At 64.3% G+C, this 20,255-nt stretch carries 20 protein-coding genes; 13 read left to right on the top strand and 7 right to left on the bottom strand.

Annotated elements, in window-relative coordinates:
• Positions 1-161: 161 nt before the first annotated feature.
• A complete protein-coding gene (locus GZ092_RS18105) occupies positions 162-1,409 on the top strand; it encodes an MFS transporter (protein ID WP_293638414.1) in 1,248 nt (415 codons plus the stop codon).
• Positions 1,410-1,437: 28 nt separating this feature from the next.
• Here the strand turns inward: GZ092_RS18105 and GZ092_RS18110 are convergent, their stop codons facing one another.
• The 3 genes from GZ092_RS18110 to GZ092_RS18120 all read right to left on the bottom strand — a co-directional run bounded on the left by GZ092_RS18110 (position 1,438) and on the right by GZ092_RS18120 (position 3,902).
• Positions 1,438-2,727, bottom strand: a complete 1,290-nt coding sequence (locus GZ092_RS18110) for a cytochrome c (protein ID WP_293638415.1) — start codon at positions 2,725-2,727, stop codon at positions 1,438-1,440.
• Entirely contained in the window at positions 2,724-3,500 is a 777-nt protein-coding gene (locus GZ092_RS18115) for a c-type cytochrome (RefSeq protein WP_293638416.1), read from the bottom strand. The genes GZ092_RS18110 and GZ092_RS18115 overlap by 4 nt, the downstream gene beginning before the upstream one ends.
• 75 nt (positions 3,501-3,575) lie before the next feature.
• Entirely contained in the window at positions 3,576-3,902 is a 327-nt protein-coding gene (locus GZ092_RS18120) for a 2Fe-2S iron-sulfur cluster binding domain-containing protein (RefSeq protein ID WP_293638417.1), read from the bottom strand.
• 135 nt (positions 3,903-4,037) lie between these two features.
• On the opposite strand from GZ092_RS18120, the gene GZ092_RS18125 reads away from it, so the two are divergent.
• Positions 4,038-4,559: a GNAT family N-acetyltransferase gene (locus GZ092_RS18125; RefSeq protein WP_293638418.1), complete on the top strand. Its 522-nt coding sequence runs from the start codon at positions 4,038-4,040 to the stop codon at positions 4,557-4,559.
• On the opposite strand, the gene GZ092_RS18130 is transcribed toward GZ092_RS18125, so the two are convergent.
• Both GZ092_RS18130 and GZ092_RS18135 read right to left on the bottom strand, forming a co-directional pair.
• A complete protein-coding gene (locus GZ092_RS18130; protein WP_293638419.1) occupies positions 4,540-5,238 on the bottom strand; it encodes a SagB/ThcOx family dehydrogenase in 699 nt (232 codons plus the stop codon). The genes GZ092_RS18125 and GZ092_RS18130 overlap by 20 nt on opposite strands.
• A gap of 177 nt (positions 5,239-5,415) precedes the next feature.
• A complete protein-coding gene (locus tag GZ092_RS18135) occupies positions 5,416-5,601 on the bottom strand; it encodes a hypothetical protein (RefSeq protein WP_293638420.1) in 186 nt (61 codons plus the stop codon).
• 278 nt (positions 5,602-5,879) lie between these two features.
• Here GZ092_RS18135 and GZ092_RS18140 point away from each other — a divergent pair, with 278 nt between their 5' ends.
• The 7 genes from GZ092_RS18140 (at position 5,880) to GZ092_RS18170 (ending at position 14,220) form a co-directional block, all read left to right on the top strand.
• Complete coding sequence (locus GZ092_RS18140) at positions 5,880-6,236, top strand: hypothetical protein (RefSeq protein ID WP_293638421.1); 357 nt, start codon at positions 5,880-5,882, stop codon at positions 6,234-6,236.
• Between the two features lie 150 nt (positions 6,237-6,386).
• Positions 6,387-7,331, top strand: coding sequence for a DUF808 domain-containing protein (locus GZ092_RS18145; protein ID WP_293638422.1), 945 nt, complete (start codon positions 6,387-6,389; stop codon positions 7,329-7,331).
• 512 nt (positions 7,332-7,843) lie between these two features.
• Positions 7,844-8,443 carry a DNA-3-methyladenine glycosylase gene (locus tag GZ092_RS18150; protein WP_293638424.1) on the top strand — a complete coding sequence of 200 codons (600 nt, stop codon included), beginning with the start codon at positions 7,844-7,846 and terminating at the stop codon, positions 8,441-8,443.
• 153 nt (positions 8,444-8,596) lie between these two features.
• On the top strand, positions 8,597-9,850 hold the full coding sequence (locus GZ092_RS18155) for a class I SAM-dependent methyltransferase (RefSeq protein ID WP_293638426.1): 1,254 nt from the start codon (positions 8,597-8,599) through the stop codon (positions 9,848-9,850).
• A 31-nt stretch (positions 9,851-9,881) separates the two neighbouring features.
• Positions 9,882-10,892 carry a tRNA-dihydrouridine synthase gene (locus GZ092_RS18160; RefSeq protein WP_293638428.1) on the top strand — a complete coding sequence of 337 codons (1,011 nt, stop codon included), beginning with the start codon at positions 9,882-9,884 and terminating at the stop codon, positions 10,890-10,892.
• A gap of 312 nt (positions 10,893-11,204) precedes the next feature.
• The gene (locus GZ092_RS18165) at positions 11,205-13,550 is read left to right on the top strand and encodes a cellulase family glycosylhydrolase (protein ID WP_293638430.1); all 2,346 of its coding nucleotides are present in this window, start codon (positions 11,205-11,207) and stop codon (positions 13,548-13,550) included.
• A 160-nt stretch (positions 13,551-13,710) separates the two neighbouring features.
• Positions 13,711-14,220, top strand: coding sequence for a DUF1993 domain-containing protein (locus GZ092_RS18170; protein WP_293638432.1), 510 nt, complete (start codon positions 13,711-13,713; stop codon positions 14,218-14,220).
• 126 nt (positions 14,221-14,346) lie between these two features.
• On the opposite strand, the gene hmpA is transcribed toward GZ092_RS18170, so the two are convergent.
• Positions 14,347-15,528 carry an NO-inducible flavohemoprotein gene (hmpA, locus tag GZ092_RS18175; RefSeq protein WP_293638434.1) on the bottom strand — a complete coding sequence of 394 codons (1,182 nt, stop codon included), beginning with the start codon at positions 15,526-15,528 and terminating at the stop codon, positions 14,347-14,349.
• A gap of 190 nt (positions 15,529-15,718) precedes the next feature.
• Between hmpA and norR the strand changes: the two genes are divergently transcribed.
• Positions 15,719-17,308 carry a nitric oxide reductase transcriptional regulator NorR gene (gene norR / locus GZ092_RS18180; protein WP_293638436.1) on the top strand — a complete coding sequence of 530 codons (1,590 nt, stop codon included), beginning with the start codon at positions 15,719-15,721 and terminating at the stop codon, positions 17,306-17,308.
• Between the two features lie 102 nt (positions 17,309-17,410).
• On the opposite strand, the gene GZ092_RS18185 is transcribed toward norR, so the two are convergent.
• A complete protein-coding gene (locus tag GZ092_RS18185; RefSeq protein WP_293638438.1) occupies positions 17,411-17,866 on the bottom strand; it encodes a DUF4864 domain-containing protein in 456 nt (151 codons plus the stop codon).
• A 99-nt stretch (positions 17,867-17,965) separates the two neighbouring features.
• On the opposite strand from GZ092_RS18185, the gene GZ092_RS18190 reads away from it, so the two are divergent.
• The 3 genes from GZ092_RS18190 to GZ092_RS18200 all read left to right on the top strand — a co-directional run bounded on the left by GZ092_RS18190 (position 17,966) and on the right by GZ092_RS18200 (position 20,005).
• Positions 17,966-18,475 carry a TspO/MBR family protein gene (locus GZ092_RS18190; RefSeq protein ID WP_293638440.1) on the top strand — a complete coding sequence of 170 codons (510 nt, stop codon included), beginning with the start codon at positions 17,966-17,968 and terminating at the stop codon, positions 18,473-18,475.
• A gap of 30 nt (positions 18,476-18,505) precedes the next feature.
• Complete coding sequence (locus GZ092_RS18195) at positions 18,506-19,264, top strand: GDSL-type esterase/lipase family protein (RefSeq protein ID WP_293638441.1); 759 nt, start codon at positions 18,506-18,508, stop codon at positions 19,262-19,264.
• Positions 19,265-19,342: 78 nt separating this feature from the next.
• Positions 19,343-20,005, top strand: a complete 663-nt coding sequence (locus GZ092_RS18200; RefSeq protein ID WP_293638442.1) for a dienelactone hydrolase family protein — start codon at positions 19,343-19,345, stop codon at positions 20,003-20,005.
• Positions 20,006-20,255: the final 250 nt, after the last annotated feature.

Raw genomic sequence — 20,255 nt, forward strand, 5'->3', positions numbered from 1 at the left:
CTCTTCAGTTCGATCGCATCCAGCTTGGCTTTTACGAAAAACCAGTCTTCTGAACCTATGACGCAGAATTGTGCAATTGGCTCAAATAAATAGCAAAAGGCGGTCGTGAGCGCTGGCCCAAAGAGGTTCGTGAGCGGCCCGGGCTGGTAAGCTCCGGCCCCATGTCCATGCCCAGCTTTGCCGAACTCATCCGCCAGCGCGCCTTCATGCGCATGTGGTTTTCCCGGCTGTTTGGCACCACCGGCAACCAGATGCTGATGGTGGCCGTCGGCTGGCAGATGTACGAGCTGACCGGCAGCGCCTGGGACCTGGGGCTGGTCGGCCTGTACCAGTTCGCGCCTGCGCTGCTGCTGACACTGGTGGCCGGGCATGTGGCTGACCGGCTGAACCGGGCGCATATTGTCGCGGCTTGTTTGCTGACGCAGGGCAGCGTGGCACTGCTGCTGGTGGCTGCGACGCAGGGTTGGGGCTCGTCGGCGGTCTGGACGTCACGCGAGTTGCTGCTGGGCGTGTCAGTGATGCTGGGTGTGGCACGGGCCTTCCAGATGCCGGCGCAGCAGGCCCTGACGCCAATTCTGGTGCCAGCGGTGATGTTGCCGCGCGCCATGGCGTTCAGCTCTTCGGGCATGCAGGCGGCCGTGATCAGCGGCCCGGCATTGGGCGGTGTGATTTTTGTCGCTGGCGCCACGGCGGTGTACGCAACCTGCGCGTTGTTGTTTGCCGTTGGCTGCGCACTGGTTGCGGTGGTGCGCTACGACCATGTGCCGCCGCCGCGCGAGCCGGTGTCGATGCGCACGCTGCTGGCTGGGGCTGAGTTTGTCTGGAAGCGCAAGGCGCTGCTGGGCGCGGTGTCGCTGGACCTGTTTGCTGTCTTGCTGGGCGGCGCCACGGCCTTGCTGCCGATGTTTGCCAAGGACATTCTGCATGTCGGCCCCTGGGGCCTGGGCCTGCTGCGCGGGGCACCGGCGGCAGGCGCATTGGTGCTGTCGGTGGTATTGACTCGCTGGCCGCTGGAGCGCCGCGTCGGCCGCACCATGCTGATGGCGGTGGCGGTGTATGGCGTGTGCATGTTGGTGTTCGGCCTGTCGACCCACTTTGTGCTGTCGATGGTGGCGCTGGCGGTGTCCGGCGGCGCCGACATGGTCAGCGTGGTGGTGCGCCAGACGCTGGTGCAGATCGAGACGCCCAACGACATGCGCGGCCGCGTCAGCGCGGTCAATTCGGTGTTCATTGGCGCGTCGAACCAGCTCGGCGAATTTGAATCCGGCGCCACGGCGGCGCTGCTCGGGCCGGTCGGCTCGGTGGTCGCAGGCGGTATCGGAACGCTGCTGGTGGCCCTGCTCTGGCTCAAGGGCTTTCCGGCGCTCGCCAACCGCGACCGCATGACCGATCCGCCGGCGCCGCCCTGAACATGCTGGCGGCGCTGACGCCGCGCATTCAATGCGCCTGGTTGGACCGGGCCCGGGTGACTTCAAGCGGCGTGACGGCGCCGGCCTGGTTGCCCCAGGAACTGCGGATGTGGCTGATCAGGCCGGCCACTTCGCTGTCATCCAGCACCAGCACAAAGGGCGGCATGCCAAAGGGCCGGGGGTTGCCCTTGGTGGCTGGCGCAAAGCCGCCATTGAGCACCATCTGCACCAGGTTGTCGGTGGCGTCCATCGTCACCGCGCGGTTGCCGGCCAGCGGCGGATAGGCATGGGCAATGCCTTCACCCTGCGCGCCATGGCACTGCGCGCAATGCTGCTCATAAAGCTTGGCGGTTTTGACAGTGTCCAGGGACGGACTGGCGGGGCCGGGCGCGGCGATTTTTTCAAGTGGCGCACTTGCGCCGGGAAGCGCCTTGAGGTAGTTCGCCATGGCGCCCAGGTCCTGCGCCGTCAGGTGCTGGGTGCTGCGCAGGACCACCTCAGCCATCGGTCCGCTGACCGATGCGCCCGGCGCCACGCCGGTCTGGAGCAGTTGCACGATGCGCTCGCGGTCCCAGTCCGCCACGCCAGCCTCGTGCGCAGAGGTCAGCGACGGCGCGTACCAGTTCTGCATCGGGATCAGCCCGCCGGCCAGCGCCAGGCTCTGGCGGCTGCCGCCCAGTGCATCGCGCGGCGAATGGCAGGCGCTGCAGTGGCCAAGGCCATTGACCAGGTAGGCCCCCCGGTTCCATTCGGCATCGCGGCTGGTATTGGGCTGGAACACGCCCGGCTTGAAGTACAGCGCGCGCCAGACGGCGAGCGCGGCCTGCGAGCTGAAGGGAAAGTCAAGCGCGTGCGGCCGGTTCGGCTGGTTCACTGCAGGCTGGCTGCGCAGGTAGGCAAAGATCGCATCCGAATCCTCGCGCGTCACCTGGGTGTAGCTGGTGTACGGAAAGGCCGGGTACAGCAGGCGGCCGCTTTTGGAGCGGCCGTTGTGCATGGCACGCCAGAAATGCGCGGGCGACCAGCTGCCGATGCCGGTATTCGCATCAGGCGTCAGGTTGGAGGTGAACACCGTGCCGAAGGGCGTCGGGATGCCCAGCCCGCCGGCATAGCTGGCGCCGCCGCGCGCCGTGTGACAGGCCATGCAGTTGCCCGCGCGCGCCAGATAGGCGCCGCGCGCGATCAGGCTGTCGGTGGGCGCAAAAGCCGCCGTGGCCCTGACATCGGCCTCGCCCTGCACATTCAGCGCCCATATGACGGCAGCGGCACCTGCGGCCAGCACGGCAATTCCCAGGGCCCATCGGGAGGTGGTCTTCATGGTTGGGCTTTCGTCTCAGGCGTGCCGGCGACCGGCAGCGGTGCGCTGCCACAGCGCAAGACCTCGTTGCCGGGCACTGCGGCCGGCGGAGAACTGGCCGGATGGGTATCGGCCGGCAACGGCTGGGCGGCGACCCAGCTGGCCACCGCATTGATGTCTTCGAGGCTCAGGCGGGACACGATGTCCTGCATGCAGTCGGGCGCATGGGCGCGGCGCTGGCCGGCCTTCCAGGCGCCCAGTTGCGCATTGAGGTAGTCGCGCGGCAGCCCGAGCAGGCCCGGCACCGCAGGCACCACACCGGTCATGGCCTGGCCGTGGCACTGGATGCACGCGGGCAGCTTGCGGCCGCTGTCGCCCTGCATCACCAGCTGCTCGCCGCGGCGCAGCACAGCCGCCGGCGCCTGGGGTGGCAGCGGCGCCGGATAGGGCACGTCCAGGGTCGCGAAATACTGCGCCATCTCCAGCAGATAGGCGTCGCTCAGCGGATCGATAAGCCGGGTCATCAGGCCGTAATGGCGTCGTCCTTCACGAAAATTGAGCAGTTGGTTGTACAGGTAGCCGGCCGGCTTGCCGGCCAGTCGCGGGTAGTAGCCGTCGGGTGCGGCGCGGCCTTGCGGGCCGTGGCAGGCGGTGCAGGCCAGCGTTCGCTGGGCCATGGTGTCTTCGAACGGAGCGGCGGCAGCGGCCGCACTGGCGCCGGCGGCCAGCAAGCCGCAGCCTATCAGGGTGGGCGCGGCAAGTCGGCGCGCCAGGAATTTCAGTCGGGTCATCATGGGGGAATCATGCCTCAGCCTGAAGGTGCCTGGCCATGAAAGGCGCTGCCAGGGCCAGGCGCCGGCGCCTGGTGATCAGAAAAGCGCTTCAATCACCACGTCGGATGCCGGATACGCCACGCAGGGCAGGATGAAACCGTCGCGTTTTTCATCCAGGCTCAGCCCCGGCCAGTCGATGCGGTACACCACCTGGCCACTGACCAGCCGGCAGATGCAGGTGCGGCAGGTGCCGTTGCGGCATGAACTGTGCCGCAGCCACACGCCAGCCTGTTCGGCGGCAAGCAGCAGCGGCAGCGCTGCAGGCGCTTCAAACACCGTGTCGTCGCCTGCGACACATGCACTGAATACAGGGCTGGGGGCGTTTGCCGGGTTTATTGGGCCTGTGGGTTTGGGTTCTGGCATGGCGTGATGGGTGCGAACAGCTTGGGGGCGCAAGGCGAAAAGCTGAATTTAACCCAATCCGTTTGGGCGCCAATTCGAATTGCGCGACAATCCGGCCTCCCCAGCCTTCCCCTGACTCTCACAAGCGATTTTTCTATGTCAAGCTATTCCGTCCGTCCTGCCGTTGCCCGTGATGCCAAAGCCATTGCCGAAATCCATGTTGCCACCTGGCAAGCCGCCTACAAGGATTTGATGCCCGTGGACTACCTGGCCAAAATGACGGTGGACAAGCGCCAGGCGTACTGGCGCGAAGCGATCGAATACAGCGAGCCGCAGGTGCTGGTGGCCACGGAAGACGAAAAGATCGTCGGTTTTGTCGGCTTCGACCGTTCGCGCGATCCGAAGACCCGTTCTACTGTGGGCGAGATCTGGGCCCTCTACGTGTCGCCCGAGCACTGGAGAAAGGGCGTGGGCCTGCAATTGTGGGACGGCGCCCGCGATGGCCTGAAAGATGAAGGCTGCACCCAGGTCACGCTGTGGGTGCTGCTCGGCAATGAGCGCGCGCTGGAGTTTTGCGAACATGCCGCCGGCTTCAAGCGTGAAATGCCGTCGCTCAAGACGGTCGATTTCGGCAGCGTGAAACTCGAAGAGTTGCGCCTCAAGCGGGCGGTGGACTGACGCCAGCCGCCGGAGTCTCTGCAGCCGGCGGAGCCGTTACTGGCCGGCCGACGGTTTGCGACAGCAGTATCTGCTGGTCCGCCTGCAGTCCCATGGCTTCAGACAGCGCCTGGCGGTCAATCCAGGCACGAATCACCGTTCCCAACCCCGCCGATGCACAGAACAGGTAAACGCTTTGCGCCATGGCGCCTGCAGCCACTGACGCATAGGACTCGCGGTGCGCCGCAGGCACCGCCGTCATGCGGGAATGGTTGGCAACAAAAATCAGGTCAAGCGGTGCCTGGTCCACAAAGTCCTGGTAGCCGGTCACGCGCCGCACATCGGTCGCGCTGATCAGGTAGAGCAGATGGCCGGAAGGCTCGTAGCGGTAAAGGCCTTCAGGCAAGGCCACATAGACCTCGATTTCCTGCGAATTCATGGCGCTGGGTGTCGTGCGTCCTTCGAGACCGGACCGGTTGAGGCCCGCTGCGGCCCAGAGCAGGTCGGACAGGAGCTGGTGGTTCAGCGGGGCAGGCGCAAACTTGCGCTCCGAATGGCGCAGGCTGAGCGCCTGCATCAGCGGCAGGCCTCCCTGCGTCTGCGGCGGTGGCAGGGACAGTACGCAAACGGCGTTGCCTTGTGCGGGCTGCGGCTTGAGCTGGCCGATCATTCCCAGGGCAAGTTTCGTCAGTGTGTTCATGGTTGACCTTTTTGGGGGGCTGCAGCATTTCCATGCTAGGCCAACAGGCTCATCAACGCTTGTTTTTAATCAAGCGCTTGCATGAAAAACAGCTGGGGAAAACCCTGGGGCACGCCGGCTTTGCGCTGGTTCCATGCCAAGGCAACGCAATGCAAAGGTTCGATGCCGGTTGAAGCATCAGGTCGGTGCCGTGATCTCGCCTTGCTCATCCGGAATCAGTGGTGTTCCCTGGTCAGGGTTTACCGGCAGTTCCAGGCCTTCTTCCTCTTCCTGGTCCTCTTCGCCAGGCCCGTTTCGGGTCAGGCTGTAGCCGGCAGCGCCTGCGGGGTGGCGTTGAAAGGCATTGTTCAAAAAACCATGCATATTGAATTCCTTCGGTTATCGACGCGGCAGGGTGTGGTGGCGCGATGCGTCAGTAATGGATTATTGGCCCAAACCCGGCTCAGTTTTAGCCGGGTAGGCTTTGTCTTTCCTGTCCTACAAGGGCATCCTGCAGCGCCGCACATTCGGTATAGCGGCCAGCCCCTTAAACTTGACCGCCAAGCCCTTGTGGCGTGATTCGTGCAAGGCAGCCAGGCTGGGCAAACAAGGCATGGCTACAGGAAAACTTCAAATTTTGCCGAATTTATAAAGGAAACAAGATGGAAAACCCGACTTCACACCCTGGCGATCAAAACTCTGACGCCAGCGACAGCAACGCACTCAAGCGCACCGTGGAATCGGCGGGTTCGGCGCTGCACAGTTCCATTGACAAGGTGGTGGACCCGGCGCTAGAAGCGGTCGGGTATGTCGGCAGTGCCGCGCATGACGCGGTCAACCGTCTTTCCAGCGGTGCAACGCAGGTAGCCGACCGTGTTTCCGAAAATGCCACCCGGGTTTATGACGCGCCCGGGCATGCGGTGGAATGTTCCAGGTCCTGGATTCAGGACAAGCCGCTGGAAGCCGTTGGCATGGCGCTGGCGCTGGGCTTTATCATCGGCCGCCTGACGGCGAATTGATCCAGACCTGGCATTCAAGCCTGAAACCGAAAACCGCCTGATGGCGGTTTTTTCCTGCCCCGCCACCCGTGACGGTTTGGGATAGTTGCACTTTTCCGTTTTTCCGTTTCTTTTTTAACCTCGGCATGCCACCGCACGCCCATGACACCCATGGCCACCAGCCTACTTGCCCTGATTGATGATATTGCCAGCGTACTCGACGATGTGGCCTTGCTGTCCAAGGTGGCCGCCAAAAAAACCGCTGGCGTGCTGGGAGACGATTTGGCTCTCAATGCGCAACAGGTTGCAGGGGTCAAGGCGGAGCGCGAACTGCCGGTGGTCTGGGCGGTTGCCAAGGGCTCTTTCATCAACAAGGCGATTCTGGTGCCAGCGGCGCTGGCGATCAGTGCATTTGCGCCCTGGCTGGTGACGCCGTTGTTGATGGTTGGCGGTGCTTTTCTGTGCTACGAAGGGTTTGAAAAGCTGGCCCACAAATTCATGCACAGCGCTGACGAGCAGGCGGCCGAGCATGAGAAGCGGGTCAGTGCGCTGGCTGACCCGGCGGTGGACTTGCGGCAAGTGGAAAAAGACAAGATCAAGGGCGCCATCCGCACCGACTTCATTCTGTCGGCAGAAATCATTGCCATTACGCTCGGCACGGTTCAGGACAGCCCTTTCACCACTCAGCTGGTGGTTTTAAGCGGTATTGCCGTGGTCATGACGGCCGGTGTCTATGGTGTGGTGGCCGGCATTGTCAAGCTGGATGACGGTGGACTCTACCTGAGCCAGCAGCCGGGCTCCGGGGCCTGGACCCGTTTTCAGCAAGGCCTGGGTCACGCCATTTTGTTTTCCGCCCCGTGGCTGATGAAGTTCCTGTCGATAGCCGGAACCGCTGCGATGTTTCTGGTCGGCGGCGGCATTTTGAGCCACGGTTTTCCGTTCCTGCACCATGCGGTTGACGTGGCGACCCAATGGGCCATCGATGTCAACGGCATTGGCGCGGTGCTGGGCGCCCTGGCGCCGCTGGCGATCAACGCGTTGGTGGGAATCGTTGCCGGAGCCCTTGTGCTCCTGGCAGTCACGGCCTTCAAACGCATGAAGCCCGGATCGCATTGAACGCCAGACAATTTCCTTTGCGTTTGGGCGGTGTTTGGGCGGCGTCTGGTCAGTTGACTTTTGTGAGGTCCGTCCATGCCGGTCCAGCAGAAGTCAATCCGAAGGTTTTTCTTTGCTTGAACGGTCGGCTGACGGGGCTTCCTGGTGCGCGGCAAAAGGTTGCTTGTTGGCAGAAAATGGCCAGCTGTCTTTTTTTTCCGGTGCCGCCGGCCGGGTGGCTTCACGGGACCGCTTTTCGATCATTTTTCGGCTGTCGCCATTGGGTGGCGGCGCGTTGAATCTTGTCATGTTGTTTTCTCCCTGGGCCAAGGTTTAACCTTAAACGTCGGGAGTCCTCACGGCCTGTAGTCGTGGATTCAGGCTGTGCGTAGGATGACCTGGACCTTTGCGTCCGGGAATTCCGATGGACGGGCAGACAAATCCTAAAGCACCGTTTTTGCGTTTTGCCTTCACAGAATTCTGGTTGACGCCGCGCGTTATTGCCTTTTCCGGCTTTTTTATCAGGAACTGCCTTGGAACATTCAGCCATTGCCTTCAATCCATCGCCTTTGGTTGCCGGGATCGATTTTCTGGCCGCCTCTGAAACCGTGGCCCGCCAGCTGATCGGCATGCGGCTGCTGGTCGATGGCGTGGGCGGCATCATTGTCGAAACCGAAGCCTATGACGGCGAAGACCCGGCGTCGCACAGCTTCAGCGGCCCCACCGAGCGCAACGCGGCCATGTTCGGCCCCCCCGCCTGCATCTACGTGTACCGCTCCTACGGCATTCACTGGTGCATGAATCTTGTGTGCCGCGAAACCGGCCACGGCGCCGGGGTGCTGCTGCGCGCCATCGAGCCCACCGATGGACTGGAGCGCATGCGCGACCGGCGCGGTCTGGACGATGTCAGGCTGCTCTGCGCCGGTCCTGGCCGGCTGGGGCAGGCGCTGGGGATTGACCGCAGTTTCACCGGCCAGCGGCTGGGCGAACCGCCGTTTGCGCTGTTTCCTGCCGCGCCGGAGCTGCAAGCAAAGGTGGTGGCCGGGCCACGCATCGGCATTTCAAAAGCTGTTGACCAGCCCTGGCGATTCGGTCTGGCGGGTTCGCGCTTTCTCAGCCGGCCGTTTCGCTAGCTACTGTATTCATAGCTGCTTGCGTACGTCACACGTGCGGTACAGCCCTGTTTTTCTTGAGAAATGCGGGCGGCAGGGTTTTTTGCCGGGAAAGCGCCGGCCATCTGTTAAAACACGGGGTCTTTCTTTCTGACCTTTCTGACTGCCTTGCCCATGCCTACCTTCTTTTCCGTGACTTCCACCGCGCTTTCCGAATCAGCCGCCCCGGCCGCTACCCTTATCGAATGGAAGGAAGCAGGTGTGGCGCATTCGGCGCTGTGGCGTTCCGAGCGTGGCGCGCCGCCGCCCCGGCGGATCGTCGAAGCCGACGACACCATGGCTGCCGACACCGCCTACCGGCTGGCCTGCGAAGGCACCGGACTGATCTGGCGCGGCGACTTTCAGAACGCCCGGCAGATGGTGCAGGCGCTGGCCCGGCGCATCGACAAGCCGCCCAAGGCGTCCAAGCTGGCGCGGGTCGCGACCAAGAAGGCCGCCGACAATGCCATCTCCGGCGTACCGGCCGGCCAGGATTTTCACCTGCACCGCCAGGCCCAGTCACAGCGCGCGCGCGTGCTCGGCATGGTGCTGATCGAGTTTGGCGCCGACTATGGCGTTGACATGCGCCGCGCGCCCGACGCCAAACAGGCGTGTGCCGAAGCCTGGGGTGTGCCCGGCGAAGACGCGCTGCCCGGCGTGGCGTCGCTGCGCGAACTGATGGGCGTGATCAGCGCGCACGAGTGGCGCAAGAAGGGCGTTGAAATTGCGGCCCTGGGCAAGGCGCCGAACAACCGCATCCATCCGCACTACGGCGTGTTTTCACCGGTGCGCGGCGAATATGTGGACCTGGTGGCCAACGCCCCCTTGCCCGCCAGTCCGGGCAGCAAGTTTGTCGCCTTCGACATCGGCACCGGCACCGGCGTGCTGTCGGCCGTGCTGGCGCTGCGCCCGGAAGTGGACCAGGTCGTGGCCACCGACATGGACCCGCGTGCGCTTGAATGCGCGCGCGAAAACATCTACCGGCTGCGCCTGCCCAACCCGGTCAAGGTCATGCAAGCCGACCTGTACCCCGAGGGGCTGGCGTCGGTCATTGTCTGCAACCCGCCGTGGCTGCCGGCACGCCCCGGCTCGCCGCTCGAAGGCGCCGTGTACGACGAAGGCAACCGCATGCTGCTGGGTTTTCTCAAGGGCCTTCCCGGCCATCTGGCGCCCGGCGGCGAAGGCTGGCTGATCCTGTCCAATTTTGCCGAGCAACTGGGTTTGCGCACCCGCGCCGAATTGCTGGCCGCCATCAAGGCCAGTGGCCTGAAGGTGCTGGGCCGTATCGACGCCAAGCCCGAGCACCCGAAGGTGGCCGACGCCAGCAACCCGCTGCACAAGGCGCGCGCCGCCGAAGTGACGTCGCTCTGGCGCCTGGGCGCGGCCTGAGCGCCTGACTGATCCGCACGCTGGCGAGCCCGTGACCATCCTGCTCGCGCCCATGGAAGGGCTGCTTGACTTCGTGCTGCGCGACATCCTGACGCGGGTTGGCGGCATTGATCGCTGCGTGTCTGAATTCATCCGCATCACCGACCAGCTGCTGCCCGAGCGGGTGTTCACCCGCATCGTTCCCGAACTGCACAACGGCGGCCGCACGCTGGCAGGCGTTCCGGTGCGCGCCCAGTTGCTCGGGTCCGACCCGGTCTGCCTGGCTGAAAACGCCGGGCGGCTGGCCGAACTGGGACCGGCGGGCATCGACCTGAATTTCGGCTGCCCGGCAAAAATCGTCAACCGCCATGGCGGCGGCGCGGCGCTGCTTGACGAACCCGACACCATTGCCGCCATCGTCGCCGCCGTGCGCCGTGCCGTGCCGGCACACATGCCGGTGTCGGCCAAGATGCGGCTGGGATTCAACGACGATTCGCGTGCGGTGGAATGCGCGCTGGCCATTGCCGGCAGCGGCGCCGACGAGCTGGTGGTGCATGCCCGGACCAAGGCACAGGCCTACCGGCCGCCCGCCTATTGGGAGCGCATTGCCGACATTCGCGCTGCCGTGCACATACCGGTGGTGGCGAACGGCGAAATCTGGACGGTCGGGGATGCGCGCCGCTGCCGCGAAGCGTCGGGCTGCGAATCGCTGATGTTGGGCCGAGGTGCGGTGACCGACCCGGGGCTGGGGCTGGCGATCAAGGCGTCGATGAACGGCCCGGCAAGCGGAGTAACCGGGACGGTAGCGGGAATCGCCTGGCCGGAACTGCTGCCTTTGCTGGCCGAGTTCTGGCTGGTTGTCTGCGCCCGGCTGGACGCCAAGGCGCGCGCCGGCCGGCTCAAGCAATGGCTGAATTTTTTGCGCCGACGTTTTCCTGAAGCTGAAATCGCGTATCAGCAGATCAAAACGGTGAATGATCTGGCGCTGATTGATGCGTGGCTGGCCGACGTGGTACGACAACAAGGGCAACCCCGCCAGCCTGACCAAAGCCGGGCGCACTGACCTGACAGGTCTGGTCCAGTCAGGGCAACTGCTGGTCGGCGAGTGTGATGTTGCCGGTTTTGGCGATCCGGGAAAAGCACTGAAGCCGTCGAGGGTGTTGATGCGGTTCTTGCGCGGCCTTTCGCTGGCGGGCGTGTCAATAGGCCGGTTGTAGATTGACGGGCATCCGGTGTTCCCTTAAAAACCAGTACCAGGTCCATCAATCGCTGGAATTTTTCCTGCAGTCTGGCCGGGACAAACACAGCCAAACACCGATTTCCCACAGAGAAAGCATCAATGCACAGGCGAGAATTTTCACAGGCTGCCGCTGCCATGGCGGCCCTTGGCCTCTGGCGCGGACAGTCTGCGCAGGCGGCCGCGCAGCCCGAGGCAAAAATACCCCCGGTCGTCCTGGGCGCCAACCTCTCCGGCCTCGAATGGGCTGCACCCGGCCTGCGCCATGGCCTCAGTTCCGCGCCCAACATTCACTTCACCGTCCCGCGAATGCCGGACGTGGCCTACCTGGCCGCCTGCGGGTACACCCAAAACCGGCTGCCCATCCAGTGGGAACTGCTCCAGCCAATGCTGCCGGGCACCGTCGCGAATGCCGCTGCCCGGTCGCTGATCGGTGAACCCGGTGCCTTTCATGCAAGCTATGCGTCCTGCATCACCGGATTGCTCGATGCCCATGCGGCCTCGGGCACCCGCTGCATCATCGACCTGCACAACTATGCGCGCTACACCGACTTCATCTACCAGCCCGATGGGTCGGTGATCGGCCTGAAGGCTGCGCCAGACCCCTTGCTCAGGCCCTACACCACCGACCGGTCGCAGATTCAGCAGCGGATTTTTGCGCTGGAAAAGGGCGCCACCCTCACGCCTGCGCTGTTTGCCGATGTGTGGCGCCGCGCCGCGACGATGTGGAAAGGCCATCCCGGCCTGGGGGGCTACGGCCTGATGAACGAGCCCCACGAAATGCCCGAGCGCGGCAGTCTCGTCGAAAGCAAAAGGGGCCGCGACGACCTGATGCTCCTGCCGGTGTTCATGCAGGCAGCCATTGATGCCATCCGCGCCATTGACAAGGAAACGCCCATTTATGTCGCTGGCAACGAGTGGAGCAGCGCTTCCAGCCTGGCGACGAAAAATCCGGGCTATCCGTTGGCGGGAGACGGGCTGATTTATGAAGTGCATGCCTATCTGGACCGGCGCAGCACCGGACAAGCCTTCGACTGGGACATTGAATCGGCTCCCCGGAAATTCGGCAGTTCCCAGGCCGATCCGATCACCCGTACCACCGGACGCGAGCGGATCAGGCCGGCGGTGGACTGGGCCAGGGCAAAAAAGGTCAGGCTTGCGCTGGGTGAAGTCGGCATGCCGGTCGATGACCCGCGCTGGGCTGAAAGCTTCAGGAACACGGTTGATCTGGCGCTGCAAAACGGCGTCGAGGTGTACAGCTGGATGGCCGGCAACCACTGGCCGATACGCAGCAATGCCTTGACCCATGTGGCCGGCTGGCACCAGAACAAAACGCTGGAACCGCTGGTTTCTGGCGTCATGAAGGCCTCGGCAGGCATTGCGCAAGCCATGCTGTTCGACGACGGCCCGGGGCATGGGCGCGCAGGCGCGCCCGTCACCATCACGGTGTATGCCCGCGGCAACCTGGCCCGGCCCGTGCGCCTTGCGGTGGCGGTCAAGGGCGGTGGCAAGCTCAGCAAGCAGGAACTGACAATTCCGGCGGGGCCAAACGGACAGGATTCCTTCAGCTACACGCCGGCTGACAACCAGGTGGCCGTGCTGAGCTACACCAGCCTGGGCCAGCCTGCCGTGCCGGTGCCGCTAGCGCGCAAGGTGTTTTCACTCAACGATCCGGTGGCCCACGCGTCCACCAGCCTGGACGACGCGGCGATGGCGATCATCGCCCGCTACGGCGCCTGCAAATGGGATATGGCCGACGGCTACACCGACTACATGCTGGGCGCGCCGGCAGCCAGCGGCCAGGTGGTGCGCGCCGTGTCCGACTCGGGCTACGGCTCCAGCCCGGGCAATGCGATGGAAATGCTTAACTGGACCAACACCGAAACCCCGGCCATGGGCCGCATGACGCTGCCCGTGCTGCGCGTGGCCAATGGCCGGAAAAGTTCGGTACACCAGGCGGACACTTTTGGTTTCTGGTGCAAGAAGGCGGTGCCCGAAGCCGAAGTGCGGCCCAACCCCGTCAACCGCGTGCCCTACAACATCGAAGACAGCTACTTTGCCGTTGCCGCCGTTGGCTTTGCCGCCAAAGACAGCAGCGGCCTGGTTTTCCAGGCGTCACAGACAGAAGCCAGCCAGGCCTGCGAACTGGCGTTTTCAAACGGCCAGCCGGTGGTCCGGTGGGAGGACGCCAAAGGCCGCAAGGTCGAGCTGACCGGCCCCGACAAGCTGGTGCCGAACAGGTTGTCGGTGCTGACCTTCACCTGTGCGCCCGAAGCGCAGGCGCTGCGCGTCAATTCGGCACTGGTGGACAGCGGCAAGGCCACGTTTGCACCGGGTTATTTCGACCAGATGCTGCTCGGCTGGGGTTTTAAAAACTACTACCCGCAAGAAGGTTTCACCGGCAATATTTATGCAGTCATCACCGGCAAGGGTGTTCCAACGACTAGCGAACTGGCTGTTTTGGAGCGTTACCTGCGTGGCTAGCCCGGTGTGGATGAAACCGGTTGCGGGCCGGCTTGACGGCGTGAGGCGATTCTGCCAAGCGCAGCGCCTTGGGGCCGATGCCGGCGAGAATGCCGGGGGCTTGCGCTTTGCCACGCTGGGCAAACAGCAACCCCGTTGACATTCCCTAATGAAAGAACCCATGACCTCCGCGATCTACACTGCCTCGATTCCCGTTTTCAAACAGATGCTGGGTGGCCTCAGCGGCGTCCTGGCCAAGGCTGAAGCCCATGTGGTCGCGAAAAAAATCGACCCCAATGCCTTGCTGCAGGCGCGGCTTTATCCCGACATGTTTCCAATGCTGCGCCAGGTCCAGGTTGCCAGCGACTTTGCCAAAAGCGTCTCGGCCCGGCTGGCCGGCGTTGACGTGCCCAAGCTGGCCGACGACGAGCAAACCTTTGCCGACCTGCAGGCGCGCATAGCCACCGTGCTGGCGTTCATGGAAGGAATCGATGTGTCGCTGTTCGACCAAGCCGCCAAGCGCGAGATCGTCACGCAGGCCGGCACGCCCAAGGAAAAACGTTTCACCGGCGAGTCCTACCTCTTCAACTACGGCCTGCCGCACTTCTTTTTCCACACCACCACGGCCTATGCCATCCTGCGCCACAACGGCGTGGAAGTGGGCAAGAAGGACTACATCGGCAGCTATTGAACCAGGCGGCAAATGTCATCGAATGATCCGGGCCGTTCTTTTGATGGCCAAAAAGGCCTTCTGCGCAAGCAGGATGGGCACGGGCAGCTATTAAAAAAATAGTGCCCGGTGCCTGCACCAGGTTTCTTACTCCAGCGCGCTGGCGGGGCCGAAAAACTCGTAGCGGGTCTGCGATTCAGGCACGCCCAGCTCGCGCAGCTGCTGCTTGACATGACGCATGAAGGGCTTGGGGCCCAAAAAGTAGGCATCCACATCGCGCGATTCGGGCAGCCATTCGGCCAGCTGTGCGCTGCTGCGCAGGCCAATGGCATGCGGCGCCTGCGCTTCGCCTGCATGCTCGTCATAAACATAAAAGCGCTTGAGCTGGGCATGGCGTGCATGGCGCGTCTCGATGGCGGCGCGAAAAGCGTGCGCCGAGCGGTTGCGCGCAAAGTGGATGAAATGCACCGGCCGCGTTCCCTGCAAGGCGGCGTCCAGCATCGCCAGCGTGGGCGTGATGCCGACGCCGCCGCTGATCAGCACCAGTGGCTTGTCGCTGTCTGCCAGCACGAATTCGCCGGCCGGCGGCGCCACTTCCAGCACATCGCCTTCGTTCACGTCGTCATGCAGGTAGCCGGACGCAACGCCGCCCGGTTCGCGCTTGACGCTGATACGGTAGTCGCTACCGTTGGGCGCAGCCGAAAGCGAATAGTTGCGGCGGATTTCCTGGCCGTTCACAGTCAGGCGCAGGCCGATGTACTGGCCGGGCGCGAAGCTGGCCAGTGCGCCGCCGTCCTGCGGCTCCAGATAGAACGAGGTGATCTCGGCACTTTCGGCCACCTTGCGTGCCACGCGAAACGCCCGCGCGCCGCGCCAGCCGCCCGGGGCCGCAGCCACCTCGGCGTAAACCTTTTCTTCAGCGCCAATCAGGATGTCGGCCAGTTGCTGGTAGGCCGCCGCCCAGGCGGCAATCACTGCGTCGGTGGCAATCTCGGCGCCCAGCACCTCGCGGATGGCGCGCAGCAGGCAGGCGCCCACCACCGGGTAATGCGCCGGATCGATCTGTAGCGAGACATGCTTCTGGATGATCTGGTTCACCAGCCCGCCGAGCTGCTCCAGCCGGTCGATGTTGCGCGCATACATCAGCACGCCGTTGGCCAGCGCACGTGGCTGGTCTCCGCTGGCCTGGTTTGCCTGATTGAAAAACGGCCGCACCTCGGGATGTTCGGCCAGCATGATCTGGTAGAAATGGGTGGTCAGCGCTTCGCCGCCGGTCTCCAGCAGGGGGACGGTGGATTTGACGATGGCGCGTTGTTCTGGGGTCAGCATGAATTCTCCGAGGGTGGCGGGCTGGGCTTCGCACTGCGCAAAGCCTGGCAACCTGCCGATAAGCTCCTTATTCAATAGTCGTGCCAGCCAGGTGATTGATATGGATCAAGCACTTGCAGTCGTTTTCAATATACATGGGTCAAAAAGATACGGGTGTAAAGTAGTCAAAATGATGCTTTAAGGAGTCAATTTGATCGCCAACCCGATGTTGCAGGTGCTGGTGCCGCTGGTCGATGACCTGTCGCGAGAACTGCCCGACAGCGAGCGCTACCGTCGCCTGCTTGAAGCCATGCGCGCCTTGCTGCCCTGCGACGCGGTGGCATTGCTGCGGCTCGACGGCGACTGGCTGCTGCCGCTGGCAGTCAACGGCCTGAGCCGCGACACGCTGGGCCGGCGCTTCAAGATCGACGAGCATCCGCGCTTCGGCTTGCTGCTGGCGGCCGGCGGGCCGCTGCGCATTGCCGCCGACAGCCCGCTGCCCGATCCCTACGATGGCCTGGTCGAGGGCTTTCACGGCCAGCTGGAGGTGCATGACTGCGTGGGCTGCCCGGTGCAGGTCGGTGAACAGCTGTGGGGCCTGCTGACCCTTGACGCGCTGGCCAGCGAGCGCTTGTCCCAGGTCGATCTGCCCGACCTGCAGGCCTTCGCCAGCCTGGCGGCCGCCACCGTCAGCGTCGTGCAGCGCATCGAAGGCCTGGCCCTGCGGGCCGAGGACGAGCGCCGGCGCGCCGACATTTTTCGCACCCTGATGGACGAGAAAAGTGCGCCGCCCGCGCTGATCGGTCAAAGTACGGCGCACCTGCGGCTGCTGGAAGAAATCGCCATCGCCGGCAACAGCGCGCTGACGGTGCTGCTCACCGGCGAAACCGGCGTCGGCAAGGAACTGGTGGCGCAGGCGCTGCATGCCGCGTCGCCACGCGCTGCGCGCCCGCTGATCAGCCTCAATTGCGCGGCGCTGCCCGAGACGCTGGTCGAAAGCGAGCTGTTCGGCCATGTGCGCGGTGCTTTTTCCGGCGCTGTGGCCGACCGGCGCGGCAAGTTCGAGCTGGCCGATGGCGGCACGCTGTTTCTGGACGAAGTGGGCGAGCTGCCGCTGGCGGTGCAGGCCAAATTGCTGCGCGTGCTGCAGGGCGGGCAGCTGCAGCGACTGGGCTCGGACCGCGAGCACAAGGTCGATGTGCGCGTGATTGCCGCCACCAACCGCGACCTGGCTGCCGAGGTGCGGGACGGCCGCTTTCGCGCCGATTTTTACCACCGGCTCAGCGTCTATCCGCTGCTGGTGCCGCCGCTGCGCGAGCGCGGCCAGGACGTGCTGCTGCTGGCGGGCAACTTCCTGGAGCAAAACCGTTCGCGCCTGGGGCTGGGCAGTTTGCGGCTCGATGCCAGCGCGCGAGCTGCGCTGCTGGCGCACGACTGGCCCGGCAATGTGCGCGAACTGGAACACCTGGTGAGCCGCAGCGCGCTGAAAGCCCTGGCCGGCCAGTCGTCACGGCCGCGCATCGTGAGCCTGGGCGCCCGGCATTTTGACTTTTCGCTGGTGCCTGAGAGCGGGGAGGGTGCCTTCCCGGCAGCAGCGACGGATTCGCTTGCCGACAGCACGGGTGCGCCGGTTGACTTGCGCACCTCAACCGAGGCGCACCAGCGCCAGTGCATCCAGGCCAGCCTGGAGCGCCATGGCCACAACTGGGCGTCGGCCGCGCGCGAACTGGGACTGCACCGCGCCAATCTGGTCCGGCTGGCACGGCGGCTGGGGTTGACGGGTCAACGGCCGGCTGGATGAACCGAGGAGTGTGGCGGCCAATTTCCATGCCAAAACAGGCGTTTTCGCTTTGTGCATAAGCGCTGACCGCTATTGAAAAAATAGCAAACAGGATGCGCCAGGTCAGGCCATGCGTCCCTTGTTGGGAATGACCTGGCAGCCGGTGATGCGCCAGGCCTTGTCCTTTTGCCGCTGCACGCTGTAGAGCGCAAGCCAGGCCTTGCCGTCCTCGTCCATCAGCTGCACCCGCTGGATGACCTGGCCGTGGTGTTCTTCGGGCTGCAGAAAAGCCGTGGAAGCGGGGCGGTAGATGGCCGGGTAGCTTTTGCGCACCATCTCCATGAAACGGCTGGCCGTGCCGACGGAGGCGCGTACATTGGGCGCCGCAAACGAAAAGGCCGTGGCGGCATCGTCCTGCGCCAGCGCTGCCAGTTGCGCCTCGACGACGGCGCGCACGCCTTGCTCCTCGGCCGCTGTCAGCGCCCACGATGGCAGCGGCGCCGCCAGCATGAAGGCTGCGGCCAGCCAGCCTGCCAGGCGGGCAAGAAAAAGAGATGAGGAAGCTTGGCTGTTTTTCATGGTGACGCTTTTCAATAAGGCCCCGCAAATGCAGTCATCACATCATGCCGCAAGCCTTGCGCAGAAGTACGCAGCCGATTCGCAAACAGATTCAAGATCGTGCAACTCGCGCCTGCGTCCTACCCGGTCACCGGGCTGACAGGGCGTGACCCGGTCAGCCGCCAGTGTTACAAAGCACCATTCCCACTTCAGACACGTATCGACATGGACAGCACCAGCAGCGCCGCATGGTATGCGCAACTCGCCCGACCCTTCTTTGCACCGCCCGCCTGGGTGTTCGGCCCGGTCTGGTCCGTGCTGTATGTCGTCATTGCCATCAGTTTCGGGTTTGTGCTGGTGCAGACGCTCAGGGGGCGCATGCCTTTTGCGGTATTGCTGCCCTTCATCCTGAACCTGCTGTTCAATGCCGCCTACACGCCGATCCAGTTCGGCCTGCGCAACAACCTGCTCGCCAGCATCGACATCTTGCTGGTGCTGGGCACCCTGGTCTGGGCCATGCGGGCCATCTGGGGGAGGGCGCGCTGGGTGGCGCTGGTGAACATTCCCTACCTGCTGTGGGTCGGGTTTGCCACCGTGCTTCAATTGAGCATCACCTGGCTGAACCGCTGAAACCACGCTGAACCCGCAGCGCCGCCCGCCATGACATCGCGTTTTTTCAGTGCCCGCCATTTGCCCCGTGCGCTGTGGACGGTCGCTGCGCTGGCCGTTGCTGCCACCGCTGGCCAGGCGGCATGGCGCATCAAGCAATCCGTTGAACTGGCCCGCCAGAGCGAGCCGCTCCAGGCATCGCCAGCCGGCGCCACGGCCAGCCTGCTGATCGCCGGCGACAGCACGGCGGTCGGCACCGGCGCGTCTTCTGCCGCCAGCAGCGTGGCCGGCCTGATTTCAACGGACCATCCCCGCCTGCGCATCGTCAACCGCGCCCAGGACGGCGCGCGGTTTGCCGACATTGCCCGCCAGCTGGAAGGCGACGAGCGCTTCGACGCCGTTCTGGTGCTGGGCGGCGGCAACGATGTGATTCGCCTGACCGCTCAGGAAGCGCTGGCGCAGGACATTGCCCGAGTCGCACAACGGGCCGCTGCCCGCGCGCCGCTGGTCGTCATCCTGCCTCCCGGCAATGTGGGCAATGCACCGTTTTTCAGGGCGCCGCTGTCGTGGCTGATGGCGCAGCGCTCCAGGACCCTACACCGTCTGGTGCGCCAGTCCACCGCAGACCACGGCGCCATTTATGTGAACCTGTACAAGGACAAGGCCGACGACCCGTTTGCGCAGCGGCCCGACGAACTCAATGCGCGCGACGGCCTGCACCCCAGCGATGCCGGCTACCGGCTGTGGTACGACGCGCTCAACACGCAGGCCGCGCTGGCCCGCCGGCTGAAGGCGGTCAGCGCGCACTAAAATCCGCCGTTGATGCCGTCCGGACCGCTGTGCTTTGCCGGACTTCTGTTTTTCTTCCTCACTTTTATTGGCAAACGCATGTCTCTCCAGATCATTGAAGCCCAGAGCGGCGAAGACCCTGTCGCCACCATCCTCATCCTGCACGGCCTGGGCGCCGACGGGCGCGACTTCGTGCCGATTGCCGAGCAACTCGATTTGTCCAGCATCGGGCCGGTGCGCTTTTTGTTTCCCAGCGCGCCGCACATGCCGGTGACGATCAACGGCGGCTACAGCATGCCCGCCTGGTATGACATCCTGGGCGCCGACCTGGTCAGCCGCCAGGACGAAGCCGGCATGCGCCAGACCCAGGCTGCCATCGAAGCCATCATTGCCAACGAAAAAGTGCGTGGCATTCCGGCCCGCCGCATCGTGGTGGCCGGTTTTTCACAAGGCTGCGCCATGGCGCTGATGGCCGGCTTGCGCCACACCGAACGGCTGGCCGGCATTGCTGGCCTGTCGGGCTATTTGCCGCTGGCTGAAAAGACCGCCGCCGAAGGCAGCGCTGCCAACAAGGACGTGCCGATCTTCCTGGCCCATGGCTCGCGCGACGGCGTGGTGGCGCTGCCGCGCGCCGTGGCCACGCGCGATGCGCTGACCGCGCTGGGCTACCAGGTCGACTGGCACGAATACCCGATGGAGCATTCGGTTTGCCCGCAGGAAGTGGCTGACCTGCAGAATTGGCTGCTGCGCGTTCTGGCCTGACCTGTATTTTGAATGAAATATGCCGTTTGCGCACGTTGGGCATGCGCCAGCAGCTCCTGAAAATATAGCAGTCAAGGCTGCCGCAAGCCGTCGAAACCATCATGTCCGGCGGTCGGCAGGCTTTATTCATGGCTGAAAAAGACTGCCCGCCGGCGTCGCGCCGGCCTGCGGGCGCCCGAAGCGCTGGCCGGGCAGGCCGGCAAAAGCCCGCGACAGCGCAAAGCATCCGTGTGTGATAACTTCCACGCCA

Origin of the sequence: Polaromonas sp. (assembly GCF_010365105.1) — a bacterium.
Taxonomy (GTDB): Bacteria; Pseudomonadota; Gammaproteobacteria; order Burkholderiales; family Burkholderiaceae_C; genus Polaromonas.

Coding starts and splice junctions, on each gene's coding strand:
- GZ092_RS18165 (WP_293638430.1), top strand. CDS start 11,205: ATGGCGGCCCTTGGCCTCTGGCGCGGACAGTCTGCGCAGGCGGCCGCG.
- GZ092_RS18170 (WP_293638432.1), top strand. CDS start 13,711: ATGACCTCCGCGATCTACACTGCCTCGATTCCCGTTTTCAAACAGATG.
- GZ092_RS18135 (WP_293638420.1), bottom strand. CDS start 5,601: ATGCATGGTTTTTTGAACAATGCCTTTCAACGCCACCCCGCAGGCGCT.
- GZ092_RS18155 (WP_293638426.1), top strand. CDS start 8,597: ATGCCTACCTTCTTTTCCGTGACTTCCACCGCGCTTTCCGAATCAGCC.
- GZ092_RS18120 (WP_293638417.1), bottom strand. CDS start 3,902: ATGCCAGAACCCAAACCCACAGGCCCAATAAACCCGGCAAACGCCCCC.
- GZ092_RS18185 (WP_293638438.1), bottom strand. CDS start 17,866: ATGAAAAACAGCCAAGCTTCCTCATCTCTTTTTCTTGCCCGCCTGGCA.
- GZ092_RS18105 (WP_293638414.1), top strand. CDS start 162: ATGTCCATGCCCAGCTTTGCCGAACTCATCCGCCAGCGCGCCTTCATG.
- GZ092_RS18195 (WP_293638441.1), top strand. CDS start 18,506: ATGACATCGCGTTTTTTCAGTGCCCGCCATTTGCCCCGTGCGCTGTGG.
- GZ092_RS18110 (WP_293638415.1), bottom strand. CDS start 2,727: ATGAAGACCACCTCCCGATGGGCCCTGGGAATTGCCGTGCTGGCCGCA.
- GZ092_RS18200 (WP_293638442.1), top strand. CDS start 19,343: ATGTCTCTCCAGATCATTGAAGCCCAGAGCGGCGAAGACCCTGTCGCC.
- hmpA (WP_293638434.1), bottom strand. CDS start 15,528: ATGCTGACCCCAGAACAACGCGCCATCGTCAAATCCACCGTCCCCCTG.
- GZ092_RS18115 (WP_293638416.1), bottom strand. CDS start 3,500: ATGATGACCCGACTGAAATTCCTGGCGCGCCGACTTGCCGCGCCCACC.
- GZ092_RS18125 (WP_293638418.1), top strand. CDS start 4,038: ATGTCAAGCTATTCCGTCCGTCCTGCCGTTGCCCGTGATGCCAAAGCC.
- GZ092_RS18140 (WP_293638421.1), top strand. CDS start 5,880: ATGGAAAACCCGACTTCACACCCTGGCGATCAAAACTCTGACGCCAGC.
- GZ092_RS18130 (WP_293638419.1), bottom strand. CDS start 5,238: ATGAACACACTGACGAAACTTGCCCTGGGAATGATCGGCCAGCTCAAG.
- GZ092_RS18145 (WP_293638422.1), top strand. CDS start 6,387: ATGGCCACCAGCCTACTTGCCCTGATTGATGATATTGCCAGCGTACTC.